The sequence below is a fragment of the Salipiger sp. PrR007 genome, from assembly GCF_010499845.1.
In the GTDB taxonomy this organism is placed as follows: domain Bacteria; phylum Pseudomonadota; class Alphaproteobacteria; order Rhodobacterales; family Rhodobacteraceae; genus Salipiger; species Salipiger pacificus_A.
On record NZ_JAAGOZ010000018.1, the window covers coordinates 35,268 to 58,996 of the forward strand.

At 60.7% G+C, this 23,729-nt stretch carries 18 protein-coding genes; 14 read left to right on the forward strand and 4 right to left on the reverse strand.

The features are described 5' to 3' along the window. Positions 1 to 179: 179 nt before the first annotated feature. The 5 genes from G0Q01_RS08680 (at position 180) to G0Q01_RS08700 (ending at position 2,614) form a co-directional block, all read left to right on the forward strand. Positions 180 to 599, forward strand: coding sequence for a hypothetical protein (locus tag G0Q01_RS08680; protein WP_089849789.1), 420 nt, complete (start codon positions 180 to 182; stop codon positions 597 to 599). Next, positions 592 to 1,236, forward strand: coding sequence for an antitoxin of toxin-antitoxin stability system (locus G0Q01_RS08685; protein ID WP_089849787.1), 645 nt, complete (start codon positions 592 to 594; stop codon positions 1,234 to 1,236). Before G0Q01_RS08680 ends, G0Q01_RS08685 begins: the two co-directional genes overlap by 8 nt. A 65-nt stretch (positions 1,237 to 1,301) precedes the next feature. Beyond that, complete coding sequence (locus G0Q01_RS08690; protein ID WP_028095451.1) at positions 1,302 to 1,703, forward strand: MbcA/ParS/Xre antitoxin family protein; 402 nt, start codon at positions 1,302 to 1,304, stop codon at positions 1,701 to 1,703. Continuing rightward, on the forward strand, positions 1,700 to 2,401 hold the full coding sequence (locus G0Q01_RS08695; protein WP_089849784.1) for an RES family NAD+ phosphorylase: 702 nt from the start codon (positions 1,700 to 1,702) through the stop codon (positions 2,399 to 2,401). Before G0Q01_RS08690 ends, G0Q01_RS08695 begins: the two co-directional genes overlap by 4 nt. A gap of 36 nt (positions 2,402 to 2,437) precedes the next feature. Next, complete coding sequence (locus G0Q01_RS08700) at positions 2,438 to 2,614, forward strand: DUF1778 domain-containing protein (protein WP_110506215.1); 177 nt, start codon at positions 2,438 to 2,440, stop codon at positions 2,612 to 2,614. A gap of 82 nt (positions 2,615 to 2,696) precedes the next feature. Here G0Q01_RS08700 and G0Q01_RS08705 read toward each other — a convergent pair whose 3' ends face one another. The 3 genes from G0Q01_RS08705 to G0Q01_RS08715 form a co-directional block, all read right to left on the reverse strand. Beyond that, positions 2,697 to 3,614 (reverse strand): nucleotidyl transferase AbiEii/AbiGii toxin family protein, encoded by a 918-nt coding sequence (locus G0Q01_RS08705; RefSeq protein ID WP_089849781.1) that lies wholly within the window; start codon positions 3,612 to 3,614, stop codon positions 2,697 to 2,699. Then, on the reverse strand, positions 3,604 to 4,416 hold the full coding sequence (locus G0Q01_RS08710; protein WP_089849778.1) for a type IV toxin-antitoxin system AbiEi family antitoxin domain-containing protein: 813 nt from the start codon (positions 4,414 to 4,416) through the stop codon (positions 3,604 to 3,606). The genes G0Q01_RS08705 and G0Q01_RS08710 overlap by 11 nt, the downstream gene beginning before the upstream one ends. A 365-nt stretch (positions 4,417 to 4,781) precedes the next feature. Then, positions 4,782 to 5,078 (reverse strand): hypothetical protein, encoded by a 297-nt coding sequence (locus tag G0Q01_RS08715; RefSeq protein WP_038070220.1) that lies wholly within the window; start codon positions 5,076 to 5,078, stop codon positions 4,782 to 4,784. Between the two features lie 177 nt (positions 5,079 to 5,255). Between G0Q01_RS08715 and G0Q01_RS08720 the strand changes: the two genes are divergently transcribed. From G0Q01_RS08720 to G0Q01_RS08760, 9 genes are all read left to right on the forward strand, one after another. Beyond that, positions 5,256 to 9,644, forward strand: coding sequence for a strawberry notch family protein (locus G0Q01_RS08720; RefSeq protein WP_089849776.1), 4,389 nt, complete (start codon positions 5,256 to 5,258; stop codon positions 9,642 to 9,644). Between the two features lie 3 nt (positions 9,645 to 9,647). After that, positions 9,648 to 10,679: a toprim domain-containing protein gene (locus G0Q01_RS08725; protein WP_089849774.1), complete on the forward strand. Its 1,032-nt coding sequence runs from the start codon at positions 9,648 to 9,650 to the stop codon at positions 10,677 to 10,679. A 363-nt stretch (positions 10,680 to 11,042) separates the two neighbouring features. Further along, positions 11,043 to 11,975 (forward strand): DUF2493 domain-containing protein, encoded by a 933-nt coding sequence (locus tag G0Q01_RS08730; protein WP_089849772.1) that lies wholly within the window; start codon positions 11,043 to 11,045, stop codon positions 11,973 to 11,975. 84 nt (positions 11,976 to 12,059) lie between these two features. Beyond that, the gene (locus G0Q01_RS08735; protein WP_074855038.1) at positions 12,060 to 12,326 is read left to right on the forward strand and encodes a WGR domain-containing protein; all 267 of its coding nucleotides are present in this window, start codon (positions 12,060 to 12,062) and stop codon (positions 12,324 to 12,326) included. 183 nt (positions 12,327 to 12,509) lie between these two features. Continuing rightward, positions 12,510 to 13,367 carry a WYL domain-containing protein gene (locus tag G0Q01_RS08740; protein WP_089849828.1) on the forward strand — a complete coding sequence of 286 codons (858 nt, stop codon included), beginning with the start codon at positions 12,510 to 12,512 and terminating at the stop codon, positions 13,365 to 13,367. Further along, positions 13,354 to 16,626 (forward strand): helicase-related protein, encoded by a 3,273-nt coding sequence (locus G0Q01_RS08745; protein ID WP_089849768.1) that lies wholly within the window; start codon positions 13,354 to 13,356, stop codon positions 16,624 to 16,626. Before G0Q01_RS08740 ends, G0Q01_RS08745 begins: the two co-directional genes overlap by 14 nt. Next, a complete protein-coding gene (locus tag G0Q01_RS08750) occupies positions 16,623 to 17,384 on the forward strand; it encodes a DUF4391 domain-containing protein (RefSeq protein ID WP_089849764.1) in 762 nt (253 codons plus the stop codon). The genes G0Q01_RS08745 and G0Q01_RS08750 overlap by 4 nt, the downstream gene beginning before the upstream one ends. A 10-nt stretch (positions 17,385 to 17,394) precedes the next feature. After that, entirely contained in the window at positions 17,395 to 19,368 is a 1,974-nt protein-coding gene (locus G0Q01_RS08755) for a site-specific DNA-methyltransferase (protein ID WP_089849762.1), read from the forward strand. Between the two features lie 8 nt (positions 19,369 to 19,376). Then, the gene (locus G0Q01_RS08760; protein WP_089849760.1) at positions 19,377 to 22,511 is read left to right on the forward strand and encodes a type III restriction-modification system endonuclease; all 3,135 of its coding nucleotides are present in this window, start codon (positions 19,377 to 19,379) and stop codon (positions 22,509 to 22,511) included. Here G0Q01_RS08760 and G0Q01_RS08765 read toward each other — a convergent pair. Further along, positions 22,483 to 23,622, reverse strand: a complete 1,140-nt coding sequence (locus G0Q01_RS08765) for a Fic family protein (RefSeq protein ID WP_089849758.1) — start codon at positions 23,620 to 23,622, stop codon at positions 22,483 to 22,485. The two genes, G0Q01_RS08760 and G0Q01_RS08765, sit on opposite strands and share 29 nt — an antisense overlap. Positions 23,623 to 23,729: the final 107 nt, after the last annotated feature.

Sequence of the window (23,729 nt, forward strand, 5' to 3'; positions counted from 1 at the left end):
CGCGCGCTGTTTGCGGTCTCCGGCTGGCGCGCAAGCGCTTCTACCGGCATATGCTCTGCGCTCATGCCGCACGACAGGCGGCGGGCGACACGCCGACCGGCTGATCGTTCCCAACTACCCCTTCATCCCAATCGATCGCCCGGCCTCCTGGCCGGGTCTTCCCCATTCAGGAGGTCCCCATGGCGGATTACTTCACCCATTTCTCGTGCCTGCTCGACGTCGGCACTCCCGAAAAGGCGGCCCGTGCACTTGCGCTGTTTCAGGATCTGCGCGCTGCGGATCAGGACGCCGACGATCCGGATGTCGCGGGCTTCGATCTCGTGCGCCAGGATGCCCCCGATGGCAGCAGCCTCTGGATCCATGATGACGAACACGGCGATGTCGAAGCCGTCATCCGCTTCGTCTTGCGGCTCGCCGAAGACCTCGACCTCACCGGCCTTTGGGGGTTCCAGTATGCTCTGACCTGCTCCCGCCCGCGGCTCGACGCCTTTGGCGGCGGTGCGCATGCCATCGATCTCGGCGCTCGTAAATCCATCGGCTGGTCCAGCACGCAAGAATGGTTGGTCGCGGCGCTGAACGGGGAGGACGTCGATGCCTGAGATCATCTGCACCACCGTCTACCTGTTCCCCGAGCTCTCGGATGCCGCCAAGGAAAAGGCCCGCAGCTGGTATCGCGAGCTCGGCCCCCATGACGATTGGTGGGACGTGGTCTATGAGGATTTCGAGCGGGTCTGCGAAATCCTCGGCATCTGCCTGAAGACCACCGCCGTCCGCCTGATGGGTGGCGAGGCGCGGGCCAAGCCTTGCATCTGGTTTTCCGGTTTCTGGAGCCAGGGCGACGGCGCCTGCTTCGAGGGCTACTGGTCCCACGCCAAGGGCGCGGCCACGCGCATCCGGGACTACGCCCCGACCGACGCGACGCTGCATGGCATCGCCGACCGTCTGCAGGCCATCCAGCGGCGAAACTTCTACCAACTCGCCGCCGAGGCCAGCCACCGTGGCCGCTACTACCATGAATACACCATGTCGATCGACGTCACGCGGGACAGCCCGAGGTGGCAGCCGCCGACCGAGGACGCCGAGGAGCTCGTGACCGAGGCGCTGCGCGATCTGGCCCGCTGGCTCTACCGCCAGCTTGAAGCCGAATACGACCACCTCACCTCGGACGAGGCCATCGAGGAGGGGATCATCGTCAACGAGTATACGTTCACGGAAGGAGGGCGGCGGTTCGGGTAACAGTGATCAAAGCGCAAGGTTCATTTGATCTTTACCGTAAGTCCATATGGACTATATTGAAGCCAATGGAGGACGCCATGTACGTTGCAGAGAAAATCCGGGAGCCCGCACAGATCAACGCCGTCGCGTTGAAAGCTTATGCACGCGTGGCCGATGCTTGGGGTCTCAGTCTCAAGGAAGCGGCTGGCCTTGCCGACATGTCAGAGAGCACGTGGAAGCGCGCCAAGAAGCCGGATTTCGCCGGGGAGCTCACCAAGGACCAACTGCTGCGGCTCAGCGCTGTAATTGGCATCTTCAAGTCGCTCGAACTCTACTTCTCGGAGCCTCTGGCAAAAAGCTGGTTCACCCGACCGAACAAGGGGCCGCTCTTTGGTGGAAGCAGACCAGTCGACACCGCCATCGACGGGGGTTTGCCGCAGATCCTCGCGGTGCGGACCTATCTTGATGCGTTGCGTGGTGGGGCATGAAGCAGACCGAGATTTCCGATCGTGGTCTCGTTCGTCTCCTGCCTGCCACCTACCACAAGCCGCCATCGCTGCGCGGTCTCGTCGATACCGATGACGAGATGGAGATCTTGGCAGAGATCGAGGGCATGACCAGTGGACGTCTACAGGCCGAACGTGGGCGCAACCCGCACCTGGACCCGCGCGAACTCGCTTGGCAACGCCGCAGCCGCGATCTGCGCATCTATGGGGACAGTCACGTCAACGCAGCCTTCACTTACACCCGCGTCGGCGGAAACCGCTTCAACGTCGAGGAGCGCGGCGCGTGGTACTGCGCATGGGATGTGATGGTTTCTGTCAGCGAAGTGGCTTGGCACCGTACACGCGAACTCGGCTTTACCGGCAGCTTCCACGATAGCACCCGCTATGTGGAATTGCTGGCCGACTTCATCGGCGTCTTCGACGACATGACCGATGAGGCAGGTCATCCGGCGCTGCATCCGGATCCGGCTGTCGGGTATCCCGAGGGCCAAAGCCTGGCACAGCATCTGCGTCGGGGCGGATCCAAGGGCCTGATTTACCCTTCGGTCCGGGCTCCTGCACCGGGCGGGAATTGCTTGGTCTGCTTCGAGCCCCACGCAATTCAGAACGTTCGTCCAGGCGCGTCTTGGGATCTTGTGTGGGATGGGACTCCGCACTACTCGATTGCGGCCGTCGGCTGATCCAAAAAACCGTACTTGGCCTGGAGGCCTACAAAGATGGCAACGCCTGATATCGAAAGCCCAGACCGCACCGATCTCAAGCAGATCGACCATGAGCACTTCTTTGAAGCGATAGACTCGCCGCCTTTGCCGACCGAAGCCCTGCGCTCTGCCTTTCATCGGGCGAAAACGCGGTCATTTCAGCGAAACACAGAGCTTGGAAGCGCCGACTGAGTTCACCCGCCTTCGGCGCCTCCCATCGGCGCGATGAGGACGGCCAACGCAAAGCTCCCCTCACGACGGTGCTGGGCGTGGCTCAGCCCAAGAGCTTCAACAAGGCGTCGCGATGCGCGGCATGTTTTTCGGGGTTGTCGCGCTTCAGTTTGTTCAGGTTGAGGAGTTTCCACTTCACGGCCGGTAGGTCAGCGGCTTGCGAGCGGTCGATCGCCGCAAAGTCAGGCTCGCCGTCCTGAAGCGTCAGGAGGAACTGCCTCGCCTTGTCATCGAGCCTCGATTGCAGATCGGCGACCAACTTCAGGCGCGTCGCCAGAAGCGTATCGAGAGGGACGGGTGCTCTGGTCATGCCCTCGAATTCCCGCGCGTAGGGTTGCTCGAGATCGATCAGGTTCGGATCGAGCAGCTCATGCGCCGGGCGCGGCGAACTGGCGACATAGATCAGGAAGGTCTGGAAGAGGTCCTGCGTCAGGCCTTCGTTTTCGTAGAGGAGCGTGACGTCGTAGAGATCCCGTGGATGCTGCCTGTCGAGGGCAGCGTGCAGTTTGCCAGCGAACAGGTCCTCGAACGAGACGATCTGCATTTCGGCATAGCCATAGGCATCTTCCACGGCTGCAGAGACGGTCCGGATCTCCGGGTCGTGGACGACGCCACGGGTCACAGGCGAGGTTTCGATCTTGATCTCGGCATTCCCAAAGCGTGCCAGCAGCCGCGTGGCCCCGCCGCCGCCCCCTTGGATGCGCTGAGATTTCGCGCCGCGAATGCCGGTCTCGATGGCGGCCGCGATGCGATCCATCGCGGCATTGATCTCGTCCAGGCTCTCGGCGCGGTCCTTGATCGGAAGATAGGTCAGGTCGATGTCGACCGACAACCGTGGCAGATCTCGGTAAAATAGGTTAATGGCCGTCCCGCCCTTGAGCGCGAAGACGTTCTCGTCCGCGACATGTGGCAGAACGCGCACCAGCAGTGCAACCTGGGCTTCATAGGTCTCACGCGCCACTGTCGGCCTCCGGTTTCACGAAATCTTCCGGCACCATGATCCGATAGCGCGGGTGGATTTTGCCACCTCGGACTAGGGCTCGGTCACCGCTTCCGAGATCGAAGGCCTGCGGGTCGATCCGTTTGCGCCAGGGATGATCGTGGCGGTCGGCGAAGACGAAGAACAGACGCTTTACCTTGATCTTCTGGCACGCTTGTAGGAGGTCGGAAATCAGCCTTGGGCGCAGGGTTGTCAGGCTCTCGAAGACCATGTCGAGCGTGTGGAAACTCTCATGGTGGGGCAACTCGTCCATGGCTTCCAGGATTGCGCGCTCCGGCGTCGACATTGTCAGACCCCAGTCCCATGGCTGGCCTGTCGTTTTGCCCTCGATCACACCCAGCTTCTGATTGGTGAACAAGGAACGGGGGCGGATATTGATCGGGGCATCCGTCGGCAGTTTGATCAGCCAGTTCGGGACCTTGTCCCCGTAGACCCAGACTGGAGCGCTTTCCCCCAGGCGGAGGTAATGGGCATGTCCTTGTTCACCGAGTGCCGTCGTGCTCCCGACATGCAAATCATGACCCATGATATGTTGCATCGAAAGGATGCAGGTCTTCCAGTCGATGCTGTTGGACGCCTGCATATTCGGGACTGGCCGGCGGAAGACACCGCGTGCGATGCGCTCCAGCCAGCCGCGTTTCACATAGTCACGGAAGCTCTCATAGGCGATGCCTTGCGAGACGAGCCATGCCGCATCGACCAGATACCCGGCGGGTACGGCATCGAGCACTTTCTTCAGATTCTGTGACCTTGCGGTGTCCATGATGCCTAAAGTGACAGATTTTCAAAGAGACATCTACAGGTTTCTTTGATGAGAATGCTTTTCCAGCGTTATGGACGCTTCTATCTCACCATTTCCAAAGAACTGAGGGACTAGCCCCAAGGGGTGTGAGATCTGAAGACGCTGGGTTGAGAGACGGCTACGACTTGCGGTGGTTACCGAAGGTCGCAGCGGTGCACCTCCCGGCGTGCCGCCGGAACCAGACCTTGGTCCTTCGGACAGGAGCTTGACCGAGGCTGATGTCCCGAAGGTCCAGTCTGCCAACCTACAGCTTGGCAGCTGCGCTCGGTTTGCCAAACCGCGGTATGGCAGAATCTCCGGCAGGTCGGAGCCAGCCGGTGCCGTTCTCACCTGTTCCCGTCGATCCACTTCGACATGAGCCCCCTGTCGCGAAAGCATTCGTCCGGAACGGCGCGCCTTTTGATCCGGGCGAGTTTCTCAGCGAAGGCCACCTGCTTGGACGTGGGCAGCCGGTCCATGTCCGATACCGGTTTCAGCTGGGCCTGAGCCTCGATCCAGGCGCTCAAAGATCGCCGGTCTTGCTGAACCTCCCAGGGCAGGAGCGTCCGGTTGCGCAGGGCGAGCGACCGCGCATAGGCAATCTGCTTGGGCGTTGCGGGCAGGGCGTGCTTGGTGCTTTCCATGGTGGAACCCCCTTTCTGACTTGGCTCTGAATATAGAACATAACAAGAACAAAATCAAGCCAAGCGTCGGGAACACCTTGGTGCGAAAGGGAGAGAGGGGCCGGGAAAGATCAGGTCCGAGGCTGTCCGAGAGAGGGTGTCCGGGCCTGATCCTGTCCTTCATTCCGGAGTTTCCCGATGACCCATCTTGCCCCTGTTGCGCAGGCGTCCTTGCCTGCGCCCGTTGTTCCGTTGGCAGCAAATCCCGCCCCTGCGATCGTTGCTGTTGCTGAAGCGCTGCAGCCCGATCTGGCGCAAGGGCTTCAGATCGACGCGCTGCGCCTACGCCGCGAGATGGAACATGCTTTTGGCGGTTCCGATGCGACCGGTGCTTGGGACTGGAAGCTGGCCTATGAGGCGGGCGAGGTGGCGCTGGTCCTCTTCCTGCGGAAATTCGGTCGGGCGCTGCTTGCGCGTGCCGGCACGCCTGCGGCGCTCTCGCCGATCCTCGCCAAGGTGGCAGGCCTCTTGCCCACGCACACCCGGCGGTCGGAAGAGATGGAGCGCTTTCAGCAATTCTCGACGCCGCTGCCCATGGGGCTCGCGGCTGTGGCGGCAGCACAGATCACGCCCCGTGATCTTGTCCTAGAGCCGTCTGCCGGGACCGGGCTTCTGGCGATCCTCGCCGAGATCGCCGGCGGCACTCTGGCTCTGAACGAGTTGGCGGACACCCGCGTCGACCTTCTTCGCTTGCTGTTCCCGGGCCGACCGGTCACGGGGTTTGATGCCGCGCAGATCGATGATCATCTCGATGTCTCCTCAAGCCCGAGCGTCATCCTGATGAACCCGCCCTTCTCGGCCCAAGCCAATGTCGATTGTCGGTCGACCGAGGCGACGGCCCGGCATCTGCGCTCGGCCCTCGCGCGTCTGGCCCCCGGCGGACGGCTCGTCGCCATCACCGGAGCCGGTTTCGCTCCGGATGCGCCGGCCTGGGCCGAGACCTTCGGCCGTCTGACCGAGACGGCCCATCTCATTTTCACCGGCGCGGTGTCGGGCGCAGCTTTCGCCAAGCACGGCACCAGCTTTGAGACGCGGATTTCTGTCTTTGATAAATGCCGCGGCGGTGAGCCGGGCGGCATCACCGCTGACCTGCACCAGCCCACGTCCCCGGACGTGGCGCATCTAATGTCCAGGGTCACTGCAGAGGTTCCGCCGCGCCTCGAGATGGAACGGGCCGCAAATGCGGGTCTGGGCCACTCTCCCATCTTCCCGGGAAATCCTGCCCCCACAACATGCAAGCCCGTCAACCGATCGCGCGCGACCTCTGCGGCTCAACCGGAGAAACATGGAGCGCAGATCGAGGTCGAGGACCTAAGCTACGAACTCCGCGACAACGCCGAGGACGCGACACGTCTGTCCGATGCGATCTACGAGACCTTCCGTTTGCAGGCGATCGACATCCCCGGCGCAGCCCCACACCCGACCAAGCTTGTGCAATCGGCGGCCATGGCCTCGGTCGCGCCGCCGAAACCCACGTACCGCCCCAAGCTTCCGGCGACCATCCTACGCGACGGCCTGCTGTCCGACGCGCAGCTCGAGACCGTCATCTACGCGGGGGAGGCGCATGGCGCGCGTCTCGCGGGGTCTTGGACCGTCGATGAGACCGGAGACGTGGTATCCGCAGCACCGGAGGACGCCGCTGACGCTATCGGCTTCCGCCGGGGTTTCTTCCTCGGCGATGGCACCGGGGCGGGCAAGGGCCGTCAGTCGGCCGGGATCCTGCTCGACAACTGGGCCCGAGGAAGACGCAAGGCGCTGTGGATCTCAAAGAGCGACAAGCTGCTGGAAGATGCGCAGCGCGACTGGTCGGCGCTTGGCCAGGAGCGGCTTCTGGTGACGCCGCTGTCGCGTTTCGCACAAGGGCACGACATCCCTCTGACCGAGGGCATCCTCTTCACCACCTATGCGACGCTGCGCTCGGAAGAACGGGGTGCCAAGAAATCCCGCGTCGACCAGATCGTCGACTGGCTCGGGGCGGATTTCGACGGGGTGATCCTCTTCGACGAAAGCCATGCCATGGCGAATGCTGCCGGCGGCAAAGGCGAGCGGGGCGATACCATGGCCTCGCAGCAGGGCAGGGCGGGCCTGCGCCTGCAGCACAAACTGCCCAATGCCCGCGTGGTCTATGTCTCGGCCACGGGCGCAACGACGGTCCACAACCTCGCCTATGCTCAGCGGCTCGGGCTCTGGGGTGGTGAAGACTTCCCCTTCGCGACGCGGGCGGAATTCGTGCAAGCCATCGAAGCTGGCGGCGTCGCCGCGATGGAGGTCCTCGCCCGCGACCTGCGGTCCCTCGGCCTCTACACGGCGCGCTCGCTGTCCTATGACGGTGTCGAATACGAGATGCTGGAGCATGCGCTCAGCCCCGAGCAGCGCGGCATTTATGATGCCTATGCCGGGGCCTTCGCCATCATCCACAACAACCTGACCGCGGCGCTGGAGGCGGCGAACATTTCCGGCGCGGCCGACGGGCCGAGCGGGTCGGGCACACTGAACCGTCAGGCGAAATCCGCCGCGCGGTCCGCCTTCGAGTCCGCCAAGCAGCGATTCTTCGGCCATTTGCTCACCTCGATGAAAACCCCCACGCTTATCGCATCCATCGATGCAGATCTGGCTGCGGGTCACGCGGCGGTCATCCAGATCGTCTCGACGGGTGAGGCGCTGATGGAACGCCGCCTGTCGGACATCCCAACCGACGAATGGAATGATATCCGTTGTGATATCACACCCAGGGAATACGTTCTGGACTACCTCGCCCATTCCTTCCCGGTGCAGCTCTACGAGCCTTTCACCGACAGCGAGGGCAACCTCTCGTCGCGCCCCGTCACGCGCGACGGCCAACCGGTGGAGTGCCGCGAAGCCGTCCGGCGTCGTGACGCGCTGATCGAGAAACTGGCTTCGCTTCCGCCGGTGCCGGGTGCACTCGACCAGATCGTCCAGCGCTTCGGCACCGAACTTGTGGCCGAAGTCACAGGGCGCTCGCGGCGCATCGTGCGGAAGGGCGAAGGGCATTCGGCACGGCTCGTGGTGGAGAACCGGGCTGGAGCCGCGAACCTCGTGGAAACCCAAGCCTTCATGGATGACGAAAAGCGTATCCTGATCTTCTCGGATGCCGGCGGCACCGGGCGCAGCTATCACGCCGATCTCGGGGCCAAGAACCAGCGCCTGCGGGTCCACTACCTCTTGGAACCCGGCTGGAAGGCAGACGCGGCGATTCAAGGTTTGGGCCGCACCAACCGCACCAACCAGGCGCAGCCGCCGCTGTTCCGGCCGGTGGCCACCGATGTCAAAGCGGAGAAGCGGTTCCTGTCGACCATCGCGCGCCGCCTCGATACGCTCGGAGCCATCACGCGGGGTCAGCGCCAGACGGGCGGGCAGGGACTGTTTCGCCCCGAGGACAATCTCGAGTCACCTTACGCCCGCGATGCGCTGCGCCAGCTTTACCGCCGCATCTATCGCGGCGATGTCGTGGGCTGTTCCCTCGGGGCCTTCGAGGATGCCACCGGCCTGAGCCTGACCGATGACAACGGTCTGAAGGACGACCTGCCGCCGATCACGACCTTCCTCAATCGCCTGCTGGCGCTGACGATCGACATGCAAGCCGTGCTATTCTCGGTCTTCGAGGAATTGCTCGACCAGCGGATCGAGGGCGCCATCGCCGCCGGGGTCTATGACCTTGGGCTCGAGACGCTGCGCGCCGAGAGCTTCCGCGTCACGGACGCGCGGGTGATCTACACCCATCCAGGCTCGGGTGCGGAAACCCAGCTTCTGACCATCGCGGAAAAGCGCCGCAACACGCCGACAGCGCTCGTGGATGCGCTCGACTGGCTCGATGATCCAAAGGCGCGGCTCTTGGTCAACAGCCGCTCAGGCCGGGCGGCGGTGCAGGTGCCCGCCACCAGCCTGATGCTGGACGATGGCACCATCGAGCCGCGCCTGCGCCTGATCCGCCCGCTTGATGCCAGCACGGTCCCGGCCAAGGTCATGGAGGACACCCACTGGCTCGAGGCCGACCGCGCGGCCTTCACTGCGGCGTGGACTGCGGAACTGGCCGAGGTGCCGGAGTTCTCCGAAGCCACGCTGCACATCGTGGCAGGTCTGCTGCTGCCGATCTGGAAGCAGCTTCCCCAGGATGAAACCCGCGTCTACCGCCTGCAGACCGATGACGGGCAGCGCATCATCGGCCGCCGCGTCTCGCCTGCCTGGGTCGCGACCACGCTGGCCGCCGATGCGCCCAAGCTCTCGGCCGCGCAGGTCCATGCCCTCGTTCTGGAGGGCAAGACCGTGGTGTGCCTGTCCGAAGGGATGGAATTGCACCGCTCGCGCGTCATGGGCGCGAACCGGATCGAACTGTCGGGCTTCTCGGAGGCAGCCAAGGATCGGCTCAAGGCCGATGGCTTCTTCTCGGAGATCATCAGTTGGAAGCTTCGGCTGTTCTGCCCGACCGACGCCGATGGTGTCGCGATACTGGATCGTTTGCTTGCACGTTGTCCTGTCGCAAGGCTACATGATCGCGGAGGTTGTTAACCCATGTATTCCGAGACCGAAGACCTCGTGCGCGATCTGGCAGAAAATGCCGAAGGCGTCTGTCGTGCCTACCTTCCCGCCGGACGGCGGGAAGGATCCTACTGGATCGTCGGCGATCTGCAGAACAACCCCGGCCGCTCGCTCTTCGTGCGTTTGACGGGCCCTGCGTCGGGACCAGGGGCAGCGGGCAAGTTTACGGATGGGGCCACAGGCGAGCATGGCGATCTCCTGGACATCATCCGCTCCCGGACGGGGATCACGCGCTTCCCCGACCTTCTCGCCGAGGCCCGAGCGCATCTTGGCCGTCCGCAGCCGGTCGTCCCGGATAGGCAAGAGCCTAGGAAGGCCAAGGCGCCCGGTGGCACTCCTGCGGCGGCGGCGCGCTTGTTTGCTGCCTCGAACCCGATCACAGGCACGCTTGCGGAGACCTACCTCCGTTCCCGAGGCATCACCCAATTCGGGGCGAACGGCGCCTTACGCTTCCACCCGAAGTGCTGGCATCGGGAAGAGGGGCAGACCCGGAGCATCCCCAGACCGGCGATGATCGCGGCGGTTACCGATGGGGCAGGGGCCGTGCAGGGCGTGCATCGCACCTGGTTGGCAGCTGACGGGCAGGGGAAGGCGGCAGTGAATCCAGAGCGTCGGGCTATGGGTCACCTCCTCGGCAATGCTGTCAGGCTGACCCCGCAGGATGACATCCTCGTCATCGGCGAAGGCATCGAGACCATGCTGTCCCTGTCCGAGGCAATCCCAGGTCTGCCCGTCTGGGCGGCGCTCTCTTCGGGTCACCTCGGGGCGGTCCTGCTGCCAGAGGGGCTGAAGCGCCTCTACATCGCGATCGATCGCGATCCGGCCGGGCAGCGCGCGGCAGAGAAGTTGAGCGCCAGAGCCTCCGAGGTCGGGGTGCGCGTGCGGGTGCTGGAACCGCGGCTCGGGGATTTCAACGATGATCTTCGGGCGAACGGCAAGGACGCGCTGCGCCAGCATCTGGCAGGTCAGATCGGGCCAGAGGATCGGCATCGCCTATTGGGCTGAGCTGCATCGCGCAGGGGGTCTGGAAGTGCGGGGCAGGGGGCGGCATCCCAGTCGTGGCTCTGGATCGTCGTTCTCACCCCATCCCGGGCCTTGCGCATCCACCCGTCAGCCCTGCGCGGCCTTCAAGAGATGGGCAGGCCGTCAATGCGGTTGCCCCTGCAAGGTCGGCAGGGAACCTATTTCCGCCGGCGGCAAAGCCGCCTTTGCATCGCGAGACAAATAGCATCCCTGCCGACCTCCTCCACGCTGTTCCGGCCCCGGTGAAGCCGGGGTGAAGGGGCAACCGCCCCGACGGCTCGGGTCTGCCCATGAAGGCCGCGCGGGATGACGCGCGGACGAGACAGGCCCGGAGGCAAGAAACCGATGACGATCCACACCCACGACGACGCGTATGAACCCGCCCATAGCGCATCCCAGACCGCCCATGCGCTCGACGAGCTCCAGCTCTACGGCTATCGCCCCTTTGACGAGCCCGATCCGCGCCCGATGCCCGATGGACAGCGCCTCGCCGTCGCCGTCGCCGACATCTTCGACGCCCTCGTCGCGACCCTGGAAGACACCCGCATGGAACCCGATCTCGAAGAAGTGCTCTGGGGCCAGGTCAACCTCTTCCACCGCGCCACGGCACGGATCGAGCGGTCACTCGATGAGAACGAGCAGGCGCAGCGCCGCCTCCAGCGCGAGCAGGACGGCTCCGAGGTGAAATCCGTCGAACTCGAGCGCCTGACGGCTGAAGGCCTGACCCTCGTCGAACGGCGCAACTGCATGGACATGATGCGCGATCACGCCGCCACCGAGTTCGTCCATCATACGGGATCGACCTGGCGCCCCCGCACCGGATCAATCGTGAACCGCCAGCACATGACCGCCGCCCTGATCGACAGCCGCGACTTCCTGGTCGCCAAGCGCCGCGCCGAGACCGAGGTAATGCTTCCCGCAGGCCCCAAGGTCGCCCTCACCGGCGGGACCGATTTCAACGATCACCGCCTGATCTGGGGCAAGCTCGACCAGGTCCGGACCAAGTATCCCGACATGGTCCTCCTGCACGGCGGCAGCCCGAAGGGCGCAGAGCTCATCGCCGCCAAATGGGCCGAAGCCCGGGGCGTGACGCAGGTGGCCTTCAAGCCCGACTGGACCAAGCACGCCAAGGCCGCGCCCTTCAAGCGCAACGACGCGATGCTGGATGTGCTCCCGGTCGGGGTCCTTGTCTTCCCCGGAACCGGTATCCAGGAAAACCTCGCCGACAAGGCCAAGAAGCTTGGCATCCCGGTCATGAAGTTCGAGAAGGGGGCGTGAGCCCCCGACTTCAATCCGGGACAGAACATTGTGGAAACGTCGAAGAGCGCTTGATATTGTGGTCTGGAGAGAGGCGCCAACAACATGTTCGACATATCGCAGCAAATGGAAGTGTTCCCGACAACGGTCGATCTCAAGCGGATCGACCCGTCTCTCAACATGCGCCGCTTCTATCGAATGAGCGTTCAGCCGGACCTGTTTGGCGGCGCATGCCTTGTGCGGGAATGGGGCCGTATCGGGTTTCGAGGGCAGATGCTAATCGAACAGCACCCGGACGAGGGGCATGCTGTGACCGCCCTACTGAAGCTCGCAGCGACGAAGCATCGCCGAGGATACTTGCGTTCGAGCTAGCTGATCCTTTGGGCTTTGATAGTCCAAGACCAGTCCCTGGGGTATCTACGCCTGAATGGTCGACTTCCAAGGCAACGTCTTGAAATTCGATTGATAATCTCGGTGTCACTCCCTAAAGTTGTCGCAGGCCCAGAAAATGGGCGCGCATAGTTACAATGCGCATTGGGATACCGGGAGGCCAGGGTGGATAACGACAGGTCAGAACTTCGATGGGGAGTCGAGCAACGTCTCGAGTTCATAGAGTTCCGCTTGTTCTGGGAGGGGCATGTAAACCGGAGTGACCTCATGGATCAGTTCGGTGTCTCGGTCAACCAAGCGTCCACTGACCTGAATCGCTACATCGGCTTTGCTCCGGCGAACATGGTCTACGACAAGAGTGCGCGGACTTATGTGCGAGGCAGTGCATTCCAACCACAATTTCTGGAACCTGATGCCAGTCGCTATTTAGCTCAGCTACGGTCCGTGGCCGAAAACATTCTTGACCGTGAAGACTCCTGGATCGCTAATCTTCCGTCCTTTGCCTCTGCGCCGACGCCGGTCCGTGGTGTTGACCCCGTGACGCTTCGGTCCGTTGTGGGAGCGATCAGGCGATCCGAAGAGATAGAGATACGATACCAGTCCCTTTCCAGCCCAGATCCGCGGTGGCGTTGGATTGCGCCTCACGCGATTGCCTTCGATGGATTTCGCTGGCACGCCCGCGCGTTTTGTCTAACCGACGAGTGTTTCAAGGATTTCCTTCTCTCCCGGATGATTGAGATTCGTGGCTCACGCGAAAGCGGGACATCGGCCGATGATGATCTCGACTGGAATTCAGAAGTCGTCCTTGAAGTGGCTCCTCATCCCGAACTGTCAGAAACGCAGGCTAAGGTCATTGCCCTCGACTACGGGATGCGTGGCGGCAGCGCGAAGATAAAGGTGCGCCGCGCGCTGCTCTATTACACGCTCAAGCGTCTTGGGCTCGACACTGCTCCATCCGCCAGGGAGCCCGAAGATCAGCAGATTGTTCTTCTGAACCGGGAGGTTGTCGATGCAAATTATTGATAACACATCGCGCCTGCTAGGGGATGACCTGAAGGATTCCATCGAACGCGGGTCACGCTTGCGGATCGCGGCATCGTGTTTTTCGATCTATGCATTCGAGGAGCTGAAATCTGAGCTATCGAAAATCGATAGTCTGCAGTTCATTTTTACGGCTCCGACTTTCGTTCCGACGGAGGTTACGGATCGCCTTCGGAAAGAGCGCCGGGAATTCTTCATCCCCAAGGCTCGGCGCGAAAGCGGCCTTTATGGTACAGAATTCGAGATCCAGCTTCGCAACAAGCTAACGCAGCGAGCTGTAGCCCGCGAATGTGCAGATTGGATCCGCAAGAAGGCAAGGTTCCGCTCAAATACGAGCAAGGCGCCGATGCAGCAGTTCATGCACGTTGCAGGCTCTGACGGAGAGGTGGGATATATGCCCATCAGCGGCTTTACCGCTGTGGATTTGGGTTACCAAAAGGGCGATGCGGTCTCAAACTTCGTCACACGTTTTGAAGACCCTGCGCATGCGAAGATGTACCTTCAACTTTTCGACCAGATCTGGTCGGATCCGGACAAGGTGAAGGACGTAACCTCTGCCATTTGCGAGCATATTGAGTCCGTCTATCAAGAGAACTCTCCTGAGCGCGTCTATTTCGCGATGCTATATAGCATTTTCCAAGACTTCCTTGATGAAGTCGACGAAGATGTTCTGCCGAACGATCTTACGGGTTATCAGGACAGCCTCGTTTGGAACAAGCTGTTCAACTATCAGAAAGATGCAGCGACCGGCATCATCAACAAGCTCGAGACATACAACGGCTGTATCCTCGCTGACTCGGTCGGCCTTGGTAAGACGTTCACTGCCTTGGCGGTGGTCAAATACTATGAGTTGCGGAATCGCTCAGTCTTGGTCCTTTGCCCCAAAAAGCTTGCAGATAACTGGCGCAACTATAATTCGAATCTGACAACAAACATTTTTGCCAAGGACAGGTTCAATTACGATGTGCTGTGCCATACCGATCTCTCACGGACGTCTGGGGAATCCTTTGGCATCCCCCTCAATCGCGTGAACTGGGGAAATTACGATCTCGTCGTGATCGACGAGTCCCATAATTTCCGGAACAACGATGTCTACAAAGACCGGGAGACGCGGTATCAAAAGCTCATGAACAAGGTCATCCGCGCGGGCGTTAAGACCAAGGTCCTGATGCTTTCCGCGACGCCGGTGAATAACAAGTTCACCGATCTCCGCAACCAGTTGGCACTGGCATACGAGGGGCAGTCGGAGGCGCTCAGCAAAAGCCTAAAGAGTCAGGCCACCATTGAGGAGATTTTCCGACGGGCCCAAACCGCATTCAACGAATGGTCCGCTCTGCCTTCGGAGGAAAGGACCGCCGCATCGATATTGAAGTCGCTGGACTTTGACTTTTTCGAGCTTCTCGATGCCGTCACGATTGCCCGTTCGCGGAAGCACATCGAAACTTTCTACGACACAAAAGACATCGGAAAGTTTCCCCAGAGACGCAAACCTCTTTCACATCATCGGCCAATCACCGAACGAACCGACGTGATGGGTTTCAACGATATCTTCTCGCAGCTTTCGGTACTCAAGCTGGCAGTCTATGCGCCTATCAGCTACATACTGCCGAGCCGACTGCGGAAGTATGAGGAAATCTATGACACACAGACCGAGGGCGGTAGGGGCAAACTGAGGCAGGCCGATCGCGAGCGCAGCCTTCAGGCCCTCATGACGACCAACCTGCTGAAACGCTTGGAGAGCTCGGTTGCAGCGTTTCGTCTCACGCTTCGGTCTCTAGGTGCGAATGTTTCGCGCACGCTCGATGCCATCGAAGAATTCGAAAAGACGGGACGCAGCGGGAGTGTAAGCGACCACCTTGCTGAGATGAGTGACTTCGACCCGGAAGACGATGATCTTTCGGGGCTCGATGAGTTCACTGTCGGCAAGAAGGTGCAGATAAGTCTCGCAGACATGGACCTGCCCTCCTGGAAGCACGATCTGGCTGCCGACCTTGTCCTGATCGAAGACTTGATCGCATCAATGGAAAAGGTCAAACCGGCGGACGACGCCAAGCTCCAGCATCTGCTTGCCCTTATCAGAAAGAAGGTTGATGAGCCTCTGAATCCTGGAAACAGGAAAGTGCTGATCTTCACCGCTTTCGCTGACACCGCAAATTACCTTTACGACAACCTAGCGCCTTTCGCACACCAGCTCGAACTGCATGTCGGTAAGGTCACCGGGTCGGACTCCCCCAAGACCACGCTCAAGAAGTCATACGACTTCCAAAGCGTCCTGACCTTGTTTTCTCCGCGCTCGAAAGAGAAAGCTATCGTCATGCCAAACGATCCGGCTGAGCTGGACATTCTCATCGGCACCGACTGCATCTCCGAAGGTCAGAACCTGCAAGACTGCGACTTCCTGATTAACTACGACATCCATTGGAATCCGGTGCGTATCATCCAGCGCTTTGGTCGGATCGACCGGATTGGCTCGCCCAACAGCCAGATCCAGCTGGTCAACTACTGGCCCGACATCACGCTCGACGAATACATCAACCTCAAGGAGCGCGTCGAAAACCGGATGGTGATCACCGACATCACCGCTACCGGCGACGATAACGTGCTCACGGCCAAGTCGAGTGACATCGCCTACCGCAAGGAACAGCTCAAGCGGCTTCAGGACGAGGTCATCGAGCTCGAGGACGTGAAGGCCGGCATATCGATCACCGATCTCGGGCTGAACGACTTTCGGATGGACCTGCTCAACTACGTCAAGGCGCATGGCGAGCTCGACAACGTGCCCTTCGGTATGCACGCCGTCGTCCCGGCGCAACCGGAGTTGGGGTTGCATCCCGGAGTCATCTTCGCCCTGAAGAACATCCACGACAGTGTGAACGTCAACCAGCAGAACCGGCTACACCCCTTCTACCTGGTCTACATCGACGACGACGGGCAGATCGTCGCCGACCACACCGAGGTCAAGCGCCTGCTCGACCTGATCCGATCCAGCTGCAAGGGGCGGATCGAGCCCATGCGCGATGTCTGTCGCATCTTCAACGAACGCACCGACGACGGGCGCAAGATGGGCCGCTATTCCGACCTGCTCTCCAGCGCGATCCGATCGATGATCGAGGTGAAGGAAGAGAAGGATATCGACAGCCTGTTCAGCGGCGGGCGAACCACGGCGCTGACCCACACCATCAAGGGGCTGGACGACTTCGAGCTGATCGCCTTCCTGGTCATCGAAGGGGGCGGCTCATGACCCTCTACGACTGGCCTCGCGCGAGCGCCTTCGGGCGCGTGATCCCCAAGAACAAGATCTACGAGCACGCCGGGGCGAATTCGGGCCTCAAGGACCTCTTCGTGCGCGAGGTGGATCAGATCACCTGGTCGCACAAGCTGGCGCCCGAAACGGTCAATCTGGCGGCGACGAAGCAGGTGGCCGAGATACAGGTCTTCCGCATCACCGCGCGCACCGCGACGCTGGAAACGAGCGTGCTGCGCGCCATCGACAAGGCCATCCCCTTTCCGCTGATCTTCGAGGTGGCCCATGGCGGCCGCGTCAAACTGGCCGCGGCCTACAAGCGGCCGAGTGAGGCCGACGGTGCCCGTTGGGTGCTGGGTGACTATTTCCAAGGGGGCTGGTTGCCCGAGGATGCGCCACGCGCTCCGCTGCCTGTGGCGCTGAACATGGGAGCGCTGTACGAGCGGCTGCTGGAGCCGCTGGTGGCAGGGCAGACGGCTCGGTTAATCCCCGGGGCCGCATCAGGGTTTGGCGAGGTGCCGCAGGCATCCCTTTCCCCTTCTGAGGCGGAGCGCCCCCTGTCTCTGGAAGAGCGCATTGCACAAGCAGAGGCGATCAAGGCGCAGACGCGGGAGGTCGAGCGGATTACGGCGCGGCTGGGACGCGAAAAGCAATTCAACAAGCGCGTGGCGATCAATGCCGAGCTGCGCGCGGCGAAACAACAACTTGAGCGGCTGGCAGCGGCACACCCCGGAACCGCCGTGACGAATGATTGAGAGGAAGAGCATGGACAAGCTGAAGATGCACAGCCCCGACCTGAGCCAGGACAATATCGCGAAGATCCGCGACCTGTTCCCCGGCTGCGTAACCGAGGCGCAGGACGAGACGACGGGGGCGGTGCGTCTGGCGGTGGACTTCGATCAGCTGCGTCAGGAGTTGAGCGACCACATCGTGGAAGGGCCGCAGGAGCGGTACCGGCTGGACTGGCCGGGGAAGCGCGACGCCTTGGCGCTTGCGAACGCGCCGATCAACAAGGCGGTACGGCCGGTCCAAGGTGAAAGCCTTCAATTCGATGCGACGAAAAACCTGTTCATCGAGGGCGACAACCTCGAAGCTCTCAAGCTGATCCAGGACACTTACCTCGGACAGATCAAGCTGATCTACGTCGACCCGCCCTACAACACGGGCAAGGATTTCATCTATCGAGACAGCTTTGCCTCGGATCAGGTGACACAGGAAATTGCTTCGGGAGAACGAAGCGAGGAAGGCGCGCGCCTTGTCGCGAACCCGGAAGGCAATGGCCGATTCCACTCTAACTGGCTGACGATGATCGCCCCGCGCCTCCGGTTGGCGAAAAACCTGCTGACGCGAGATGGGGCCATCTTCGTGTCATGCGATGAGGGCGAGCAGCCACGGTTGCGCCTGATCATGGACGAGATTTTCGGTCAGTCGAATTTCGTCGCCGACATGGTTTGGGCGGCTGGGCGCAAGAACGACTCGCGGCTGGTGTCGGTCTCGCACGAATACATCGTCTGCTATGCGCGCGATTCTGAATACTTGCGCGAGAACGGAGTGACTTGGCGGCAGCGCAAAAAGGGTCTGGACGAAATCTATGCGCAGTATGAGCGGCTGAAACGCCAGCACGGCGGAGACCACAAGGCGATGACCGTCGGCCTAAAGGAATGGTATCGCGACCTCGCGGACGGAAATCCTTCGAAGGCTCACAAGCATTACAGTAACGTTGATCGCAGAGGAGTGTACTTCGCTGCGGATATTTCGTGGCCCGGTGGCGGGGGGCCCAAATATGAGGTTCTTCATCCTACCACCGGCAATCCCGTGAAGGTTCCTGCACGGGGATGGATGACGCCGGACCCGAAAAAGATGGCCGATTGGATCAAGGACGAACGCGTCCACTTTGGGGATGACGAGAACTCGGTCCCTTGCATGAAAAAGTATCTTAAGGACAGCGAATTTCAGACGCCATATAGCGTTTTCTATCAGGACGGCCGCGCCGCATCGAAGCGTTTGCGGGCTCTGATGGGAGGCGACCTTTTTGACTTCCCCAAGGATGAGTTGGTTCTGCAGGAGGTCATCGAGATGATGACCGAGGGTGAAGACATCATACTCGACTTCTTTGCAGGGTCGTCGACCACCGCGCATTCAGTCATGCTTCAGAACGCGAAAGACGGCGGCAACCGGAAATTCATCATGGTCCAGCTTGATGAAGCGGCGGACGAAAAGTCAGAAGCCTTCAAGGCCGGGTTCAAGACGATCCCAGGAGTCAGTCGGGAGCGTATCCGACGTGCTGGCGCGCAGGTTCTTAACGGCGACTGCCATGCAAACTGGAACCGCGATGTCGGTTTCCGAGTGCTCAAGGTGGACAGTTCGAACATGAAGGACGTCTATTACCGCCCGGACGAGCTGAAGCAGTCCGACCTGCTCGACATGGTAGACAACGTGAAGGACGGCCGCACAGCCGAGGACCTGCTGTTCCAGGTGCTGGTCGATTGGGGCGTGGACCTGACGCTGCCCATCCGCCGCGAGACGGTGCAGGGCAAGTCCGTATTCTTCGTCGACGACAACGCCCTTGTCGCCTGCTTCGACCGCGGCATCACCGAGGATCTGGTGAAGGAACTGGCGGGCCACGAGCCCCTGCGCGTCGTCTTCCGGGACAACGGCTTCGTCTCGGACGCGGTGAAGATCAACGTGACCCAGATCTTCCGTCAGCTTTCGCCCAGCACCGAAGTCAAAGCGATCTGAGGCCGACCATGAAACTCAAGTTCAAGGTCCAGCCCTATCAGACCAATGCCGTCAACGACGTGGTCGACTGCTTCGCCGGGCAGCCTATAACCGCTGGCCTGACTTTCCGCATCGACCCAGGTGTGGTAAAAAAGGGCCAGCAAATAAGGCCCGAAGCCGAATACGAAGGCTTCAAGAACGCCGACTTTGCGCTGACCGACGCGCAGATCCTGGAAAATATCCAGAAGGTCCAACAACGCCAGAACCTGCCCGTCTCGCAATCACTGACGGAATTCACGACCCAGAATGCGCGGGGCGAGCGTGGCCCCGTGGCCGCGACCTACAAGCGCGATGCCTTGGCCGCGACACGTGTTCACCTCGATGTCGAGATGGAAACCGGCACGGGCAAGACCTACTGCTACATCAAGACCATCTTCGAGATGAACAAGCGCTACGGCTGGTCGAAGTTCATCATCATGGTGCCCTCGATCGCCATTCGCGAAGGGGTCTACAAGTCGCTGCAGATCACGGCGGACCACTTCACCGAAAGCTACGGCAAGAAGGCGCGGTTCTTCATCTACAACTCCAAACGCCTGCACGAGTTGGAGAGCTTTTCGTCCGACGCTGGGATCAACGTGATGGTGATCAACATCCAGGCGTTTGCGTCGCGCGGAGCTGACAATCGGCGGATTTACGACGAGCTGGACGACTTCCAGTCGCGCAAGCCCATCGATGTGATCGCCTCGAACCGGCCAATCCTGATCCTGGACGAGCCGCAGAAGATGGAAGGCGCAGCGACCATGGAGGCGTTGCCGAAGTTCAAGCCGCTGTTCATCATGCGCTATTCGGCCACCCACCGCACGCAGCACAATCGCGTTCACCGGCTGGATGCGCTGGACGCCTACAACCAGAAACTGGTGAAGAAGATCGCGGTGCGTGGTATCCAGACCCGTGGTCTCGCCGGCACCAATGCGTACCTATACCTCGAAGGCATCGACATCTCGAAAAAAGCCCCCGTGGCGCGGATCGAGCTGGAGGTGAAGCTGAAGTCGGGCGAGATCAAGCGCCAGCTGCGGCGACTCTCGTTCCGCGATGACCTGTTCGTGGAGTCTGGCGAGTTGGATCAGTACCGCGGCTTCACGATCAGCCAGATCGATGCTGTGAACGACACGGTAGAATTCACTAACGGGGAAGTGCTGAGGGCTGGCGAGGCGAACGGTGACGTCTCAGAGCGCGACATCCGCCGCATCCAGATCCGTGAGACGATTAAAGCGCATCTGGACAAGGAAAAGCAGCTTTTCGCGCAGGGCATCAAGGTCCTGTCGCTATTCTTCATCGACGAGGTGGTTAAGTACCGGGACTACGGTCAGGCCGATGAGAAAGGCGAATATGCCCGGGTTTTTGAGGAAGAGTACGAATTGCTGAAGGCCGAGTATCTGTCCGAACTCGCAATCGACAATGAAGCTTACCGGAAATATCTCGCCGGCATCGACTCTGCCAAGACCCACAATGGCTACTTCTCTATCGACAAGAAGACCGGCCGCGACATCGATGGGTCGATCAAGCAGGAGAAAGACGCTGAAACTGGTCGAAAAGTCGCCGTTTCTCAGGATGTGGACGCCTATGATCTTATCTTGAAGAAGAAGGAGCGTCTGCTCTCTTTCGAAGAACCTACACGGTTCATCTTCTCGCACTCTGCGCTGCGCGAAGGCTGGGACAACCCGAATGTTTTCGTCATGTGCATGTTGAAGCACAGCGACAACACCATCTCCCGGCGCCAGGAAGTGGGGCGTGGCCTGCGGCTATGCGTCGACCAGCATGGGGACAGGATGGACCACCCGGCAGTGGTGCATGACATCAACGTGCTGAACGTCGTCGCGAGCGAGAGCTACAAGGACTTCGTGGCCGGGCTCCAGAAGGAGATCGCGGATACCCTATCGTCGCGTCCGCGGCAGGCAACCGAGGAGTACTTCACGGGCAAGACACTCACGACCGAGGAGGGCACGGTTGAGGTGACTGCCGCCATGGCAAAGCAGATCTACCGCTATCTGGTGAAGAATGACTACACGGATGATGCGGACCAGATCGCGGACGCCTATCACGAGGCCAAGGCCGAGGGAAAACTGGCCGACCTACCCGACGACTTAAAGCCGTGCGCGGCGCAGGTCTTCCAGCTCATCGAGAGCGTCTTCAGCGATGCGCAATTGCCCAAGGTCGATGATGGTCGTAAGCCAAAGACCAATCCTCTGAATGCGAACTTCGAGAAGAAGGAGTTCCAGGAGCTTTGGGCGCGTATCAACCGGAAGGCGGTCTACCGGGTCGAGTTCGACTCGGTTGAGTTGATCCGCAAATGCGTCAGCGCGCTGGACAGCCAGTTGCGGGTTACCCCGTTGCAGTACACGGTTCAAATCGGCGTGCAAAACGACGGATTGACCGACGGCCAACTGCGAAGCGGTGACGGTTTCAAGGTCACGAACACGACCACCAGCCATGGTGGTTCGGTCCACTCCTTGGTGAAGTATGACCTCGTGGGCAAAGTAGCCGAGAATGCCCAGCTAACCCGAGACACGGCAGCTTCCATCCTAGGCCAAATCGAACCAGCGGTTTTCGAGCAATTCACCAAGAACCCCGAACACTTCATCGCCGAAGCGTCGCGTATCTTTGCTGAACAGAAGGCGGCGATGGTGATCGAGCGACTAGCCTATGATGAAGTCGACGAGCGGTACGACGTAGACATTTTCACTGCCAACCAGACCGGCCAAGATTTCTCGCGGGCAACGGCAAAGCTCAAGAACCATGTCTATGACTACGCGATCACGGATTCCGACGTGGAAAAAGCGTTCGTGCAGGAGCTGGATACAAGCAGCGAAGTCGTAGTTTACGCGAAGCTGCCGCGTGGCTTCCTGATCCCAACTCCGGTCGGCGACTATAACCCAGATTGGGCAATTTCCTTCAAAGCTGGCAGTGTGCGGCACATCTATTTCGTTGCTGAGACCAAGGGCACGATGTCATCGATGAAGTTGCGCGAAATCGAGAAGACGAAAATCGAGTGCGCCCGAAAGTTCTTCGACGAGATCAGCGAGCGTGTTGCTCCTGACAGGGTTAAGTATGATGTGGTTACGGACTATTCGAAACTCATGGATATTGTCGGGCGACCTGTGTGATGATTTTCGGATTCAGGTTCAACCAGTACCTCGTATGGCGTCGATCTCCAGTTCGGCTGAGCGCACCTTTCTCGACCAGGTCCTGCAGATCGCGGGTTGCGGTTGCGCGTGAGGTTCCGGTGATCTTGAGATAGTTGTCGGCGCTGAGGCCGCCTTTGAAACCGCCAGGGCCTTCCCGAAATATTCGAGCGATGGCCTTGGCTTGGCGTTCGTTCAAGTGGTCTCTGTGACGATCGTAGAAGTGTGCCTTGCTGATGAAGAAGCCGACGCGGTCGAGTGTTGCCTGTTGGGCCTTCAAGACAACTTCTGCGAACCAGACGAGCCAATCGGTCACGTCGAGCGTTTTTTGATGCTGCTCAAGCTGATCGTAGTATCCCTTGCGCTCCTTCTCGATGGTGAAGGCGAGCGAGATGAGGGTCGGCTGGCCAATGTTCTGCGCCAGCGACTTTTCAGCGAGGGCGCGACCCAAGCGGCCGTTGCCGTCTTCGAAGGGATGGATGCTCTCGAAATAGAGGTGGCTTAGCCCTGCGCGCGTCAGCGCTGGAAGCGGCTCTGCTCCCCCCGGCCCGGTCTTGTTGAACCAATCCGCGTATCGCTCCATCTCAGGCATGACCCGCTCCGAGGCCGGCGCTTCGAAATGGATCGTGGGCCGGTCAAGGCGGCCGGAAACGATTTGCATCGCCTCGGCGTGTTGTCGGTAGGCCCCAATGGTTTCCAACCGACGGTCATGGGACAGGAGCATCCGATGCCAGCGGTACAGTGTCTCATGGGTTAGCGGCTCTGCAAAACTGGAATAGACGTCGACCATCATTTCCGCGACGCCCTGTTCGCGCGGTTTGGCAGGGTAGCTGTCCGGATCGAGGCCCAGATGGCGGCGCAGCGAAGATTGCACACTGAGCCGATCGAGGATTTCACCCTCGATGGCGCTCGTCTGCATCGCTTCCTCGCTGAGCAGTTCGATGCGGAGTTGCTCGCGTTCCGGCTGGCTGACATGATGGACCGCGCCGAGGATTTCTCCGGACGACAGCAGGAACGTCTGCTCAAACGGCTCCAGAGCGGAGGCGTCATACCGGAAATCCGGCCAATCAGGCAGCGTCCAGTTCCAAGCCATGAGTTATAGACATCCTTTCTATAACTCACATCTAGACCACTTCTGAGGCATAGAAGTCAACTCTATCGCTCAAAGGACCTGCGCGATGGGGTGACCCACAAACCGAC

Coding starts and splice junctions, on each gene's coding strand:
- G0Q01_RS08680 (WP_089849789.1), top strand. CDS start 180: ATGGCGGATTACTTCACCCATTTCTCGTGCCTGCTCGACGTCGGCACT.
- G0Q01_RS08685 (WP_089849787.1), top strand. CDS start 592: ATGCCTGAGATCATCTGCACCACCGTCTACCTGTTCCCCGAGCTCTCG.
- G0Q01_RS08690 (WP_028095451.1), top strand. CDS start 1,302: ATGGAGGACGCCATGTACGTTGCAGAGAAAATCCGGGAGCCCGCACAG.
- G0Q01_RS08695 (WP_089849784.1), top strand. CDS start 1,700: ATGAAGCAGACCGAGATTTCCGATCGTGGTCTCGTTCGTCTCCTGCCT.
- G0Q01_RS08700 (WP_110506215.1), top strand. CDS start 2,438: ATGGCAACGCCTGATATCGAAAGCCCAGACCGCACCGATCTCAAGCAG.
- G0Q01_RS08710 (WP_089849778.1), bottom strand. CDS start 4,416: ATGGACACCGCAAGGTCACAGAATCTGAAGAAAGTGCTCGATGCCGTA.
- G0Q01_RS08715 (WP_038070220.1), bottom strand. CDS start 5,078: ATGGAAAGCACCAAGCACGCCCTGCCCGCAACGCCCAAGCAGATTGCC.
- G0Q01_RS08720 (WP_089849776.1), top strand. CDS start 5,256: ATGACCCATCTTGCCCCTGTTGCGCAGGCGTCCTTGCCTGCGCCCGTT.
- G0Q01_RS08725 (WP_089849774.1), top strand. CDS start 9,648: ATGTATTCCGAGACCGAAGACCTCGTGCGCGATCTGGCAGAAAATGCC.
- G0Q01_RS08730 (WP_089849772.1), top strand. CDS start 11,043: ATGACGATCCACACCCACGACGACGCGTATGAACCCGCCCATAGCGCA.
- G0Q01_RS08735 (WP_074855038.1), top strand. CDS start 12,060: ATGTTCGACATATCGCAGCAAATGGAAGTGTTCCCGACAACGGTCGAT.
- G0Q01_RS08745 (WP_089849768.1), top strand. CDS start 13,354: ATGCAAATTATTGATAACACATCGCGCCTGCTAGGGGATGACCTGAAG.
- G0Q01_RS08750 (WP_089849764.1), top strand. CDS start 16,623: ATGACCCTCTACGACTGGCCTCGCGCGAGCGCCTTCGGGCGCGTGATC.
- G0Q01_RS08755 (WP_089849762.1), top strand. CDS start 17,395: ATGGACAAGCTGAAGATGCACAGCCCCGACCTGAGCCAGGACAATATC.
- G0Q01_RS08760 (WP_089849760.1), top strand. CDS start 19,377: ATGAAACTCAAGTTCAAGGTCCAGCCCTATCAGACCAATGCCGTCAAC.
- G0Q01_RS08765 (WP_089849758.1), bottom strand. CDS start 23,622: ATGGCTTGGAACTGGACGCTGCCTGATTGGCCGGATTTCCGGTATGAC.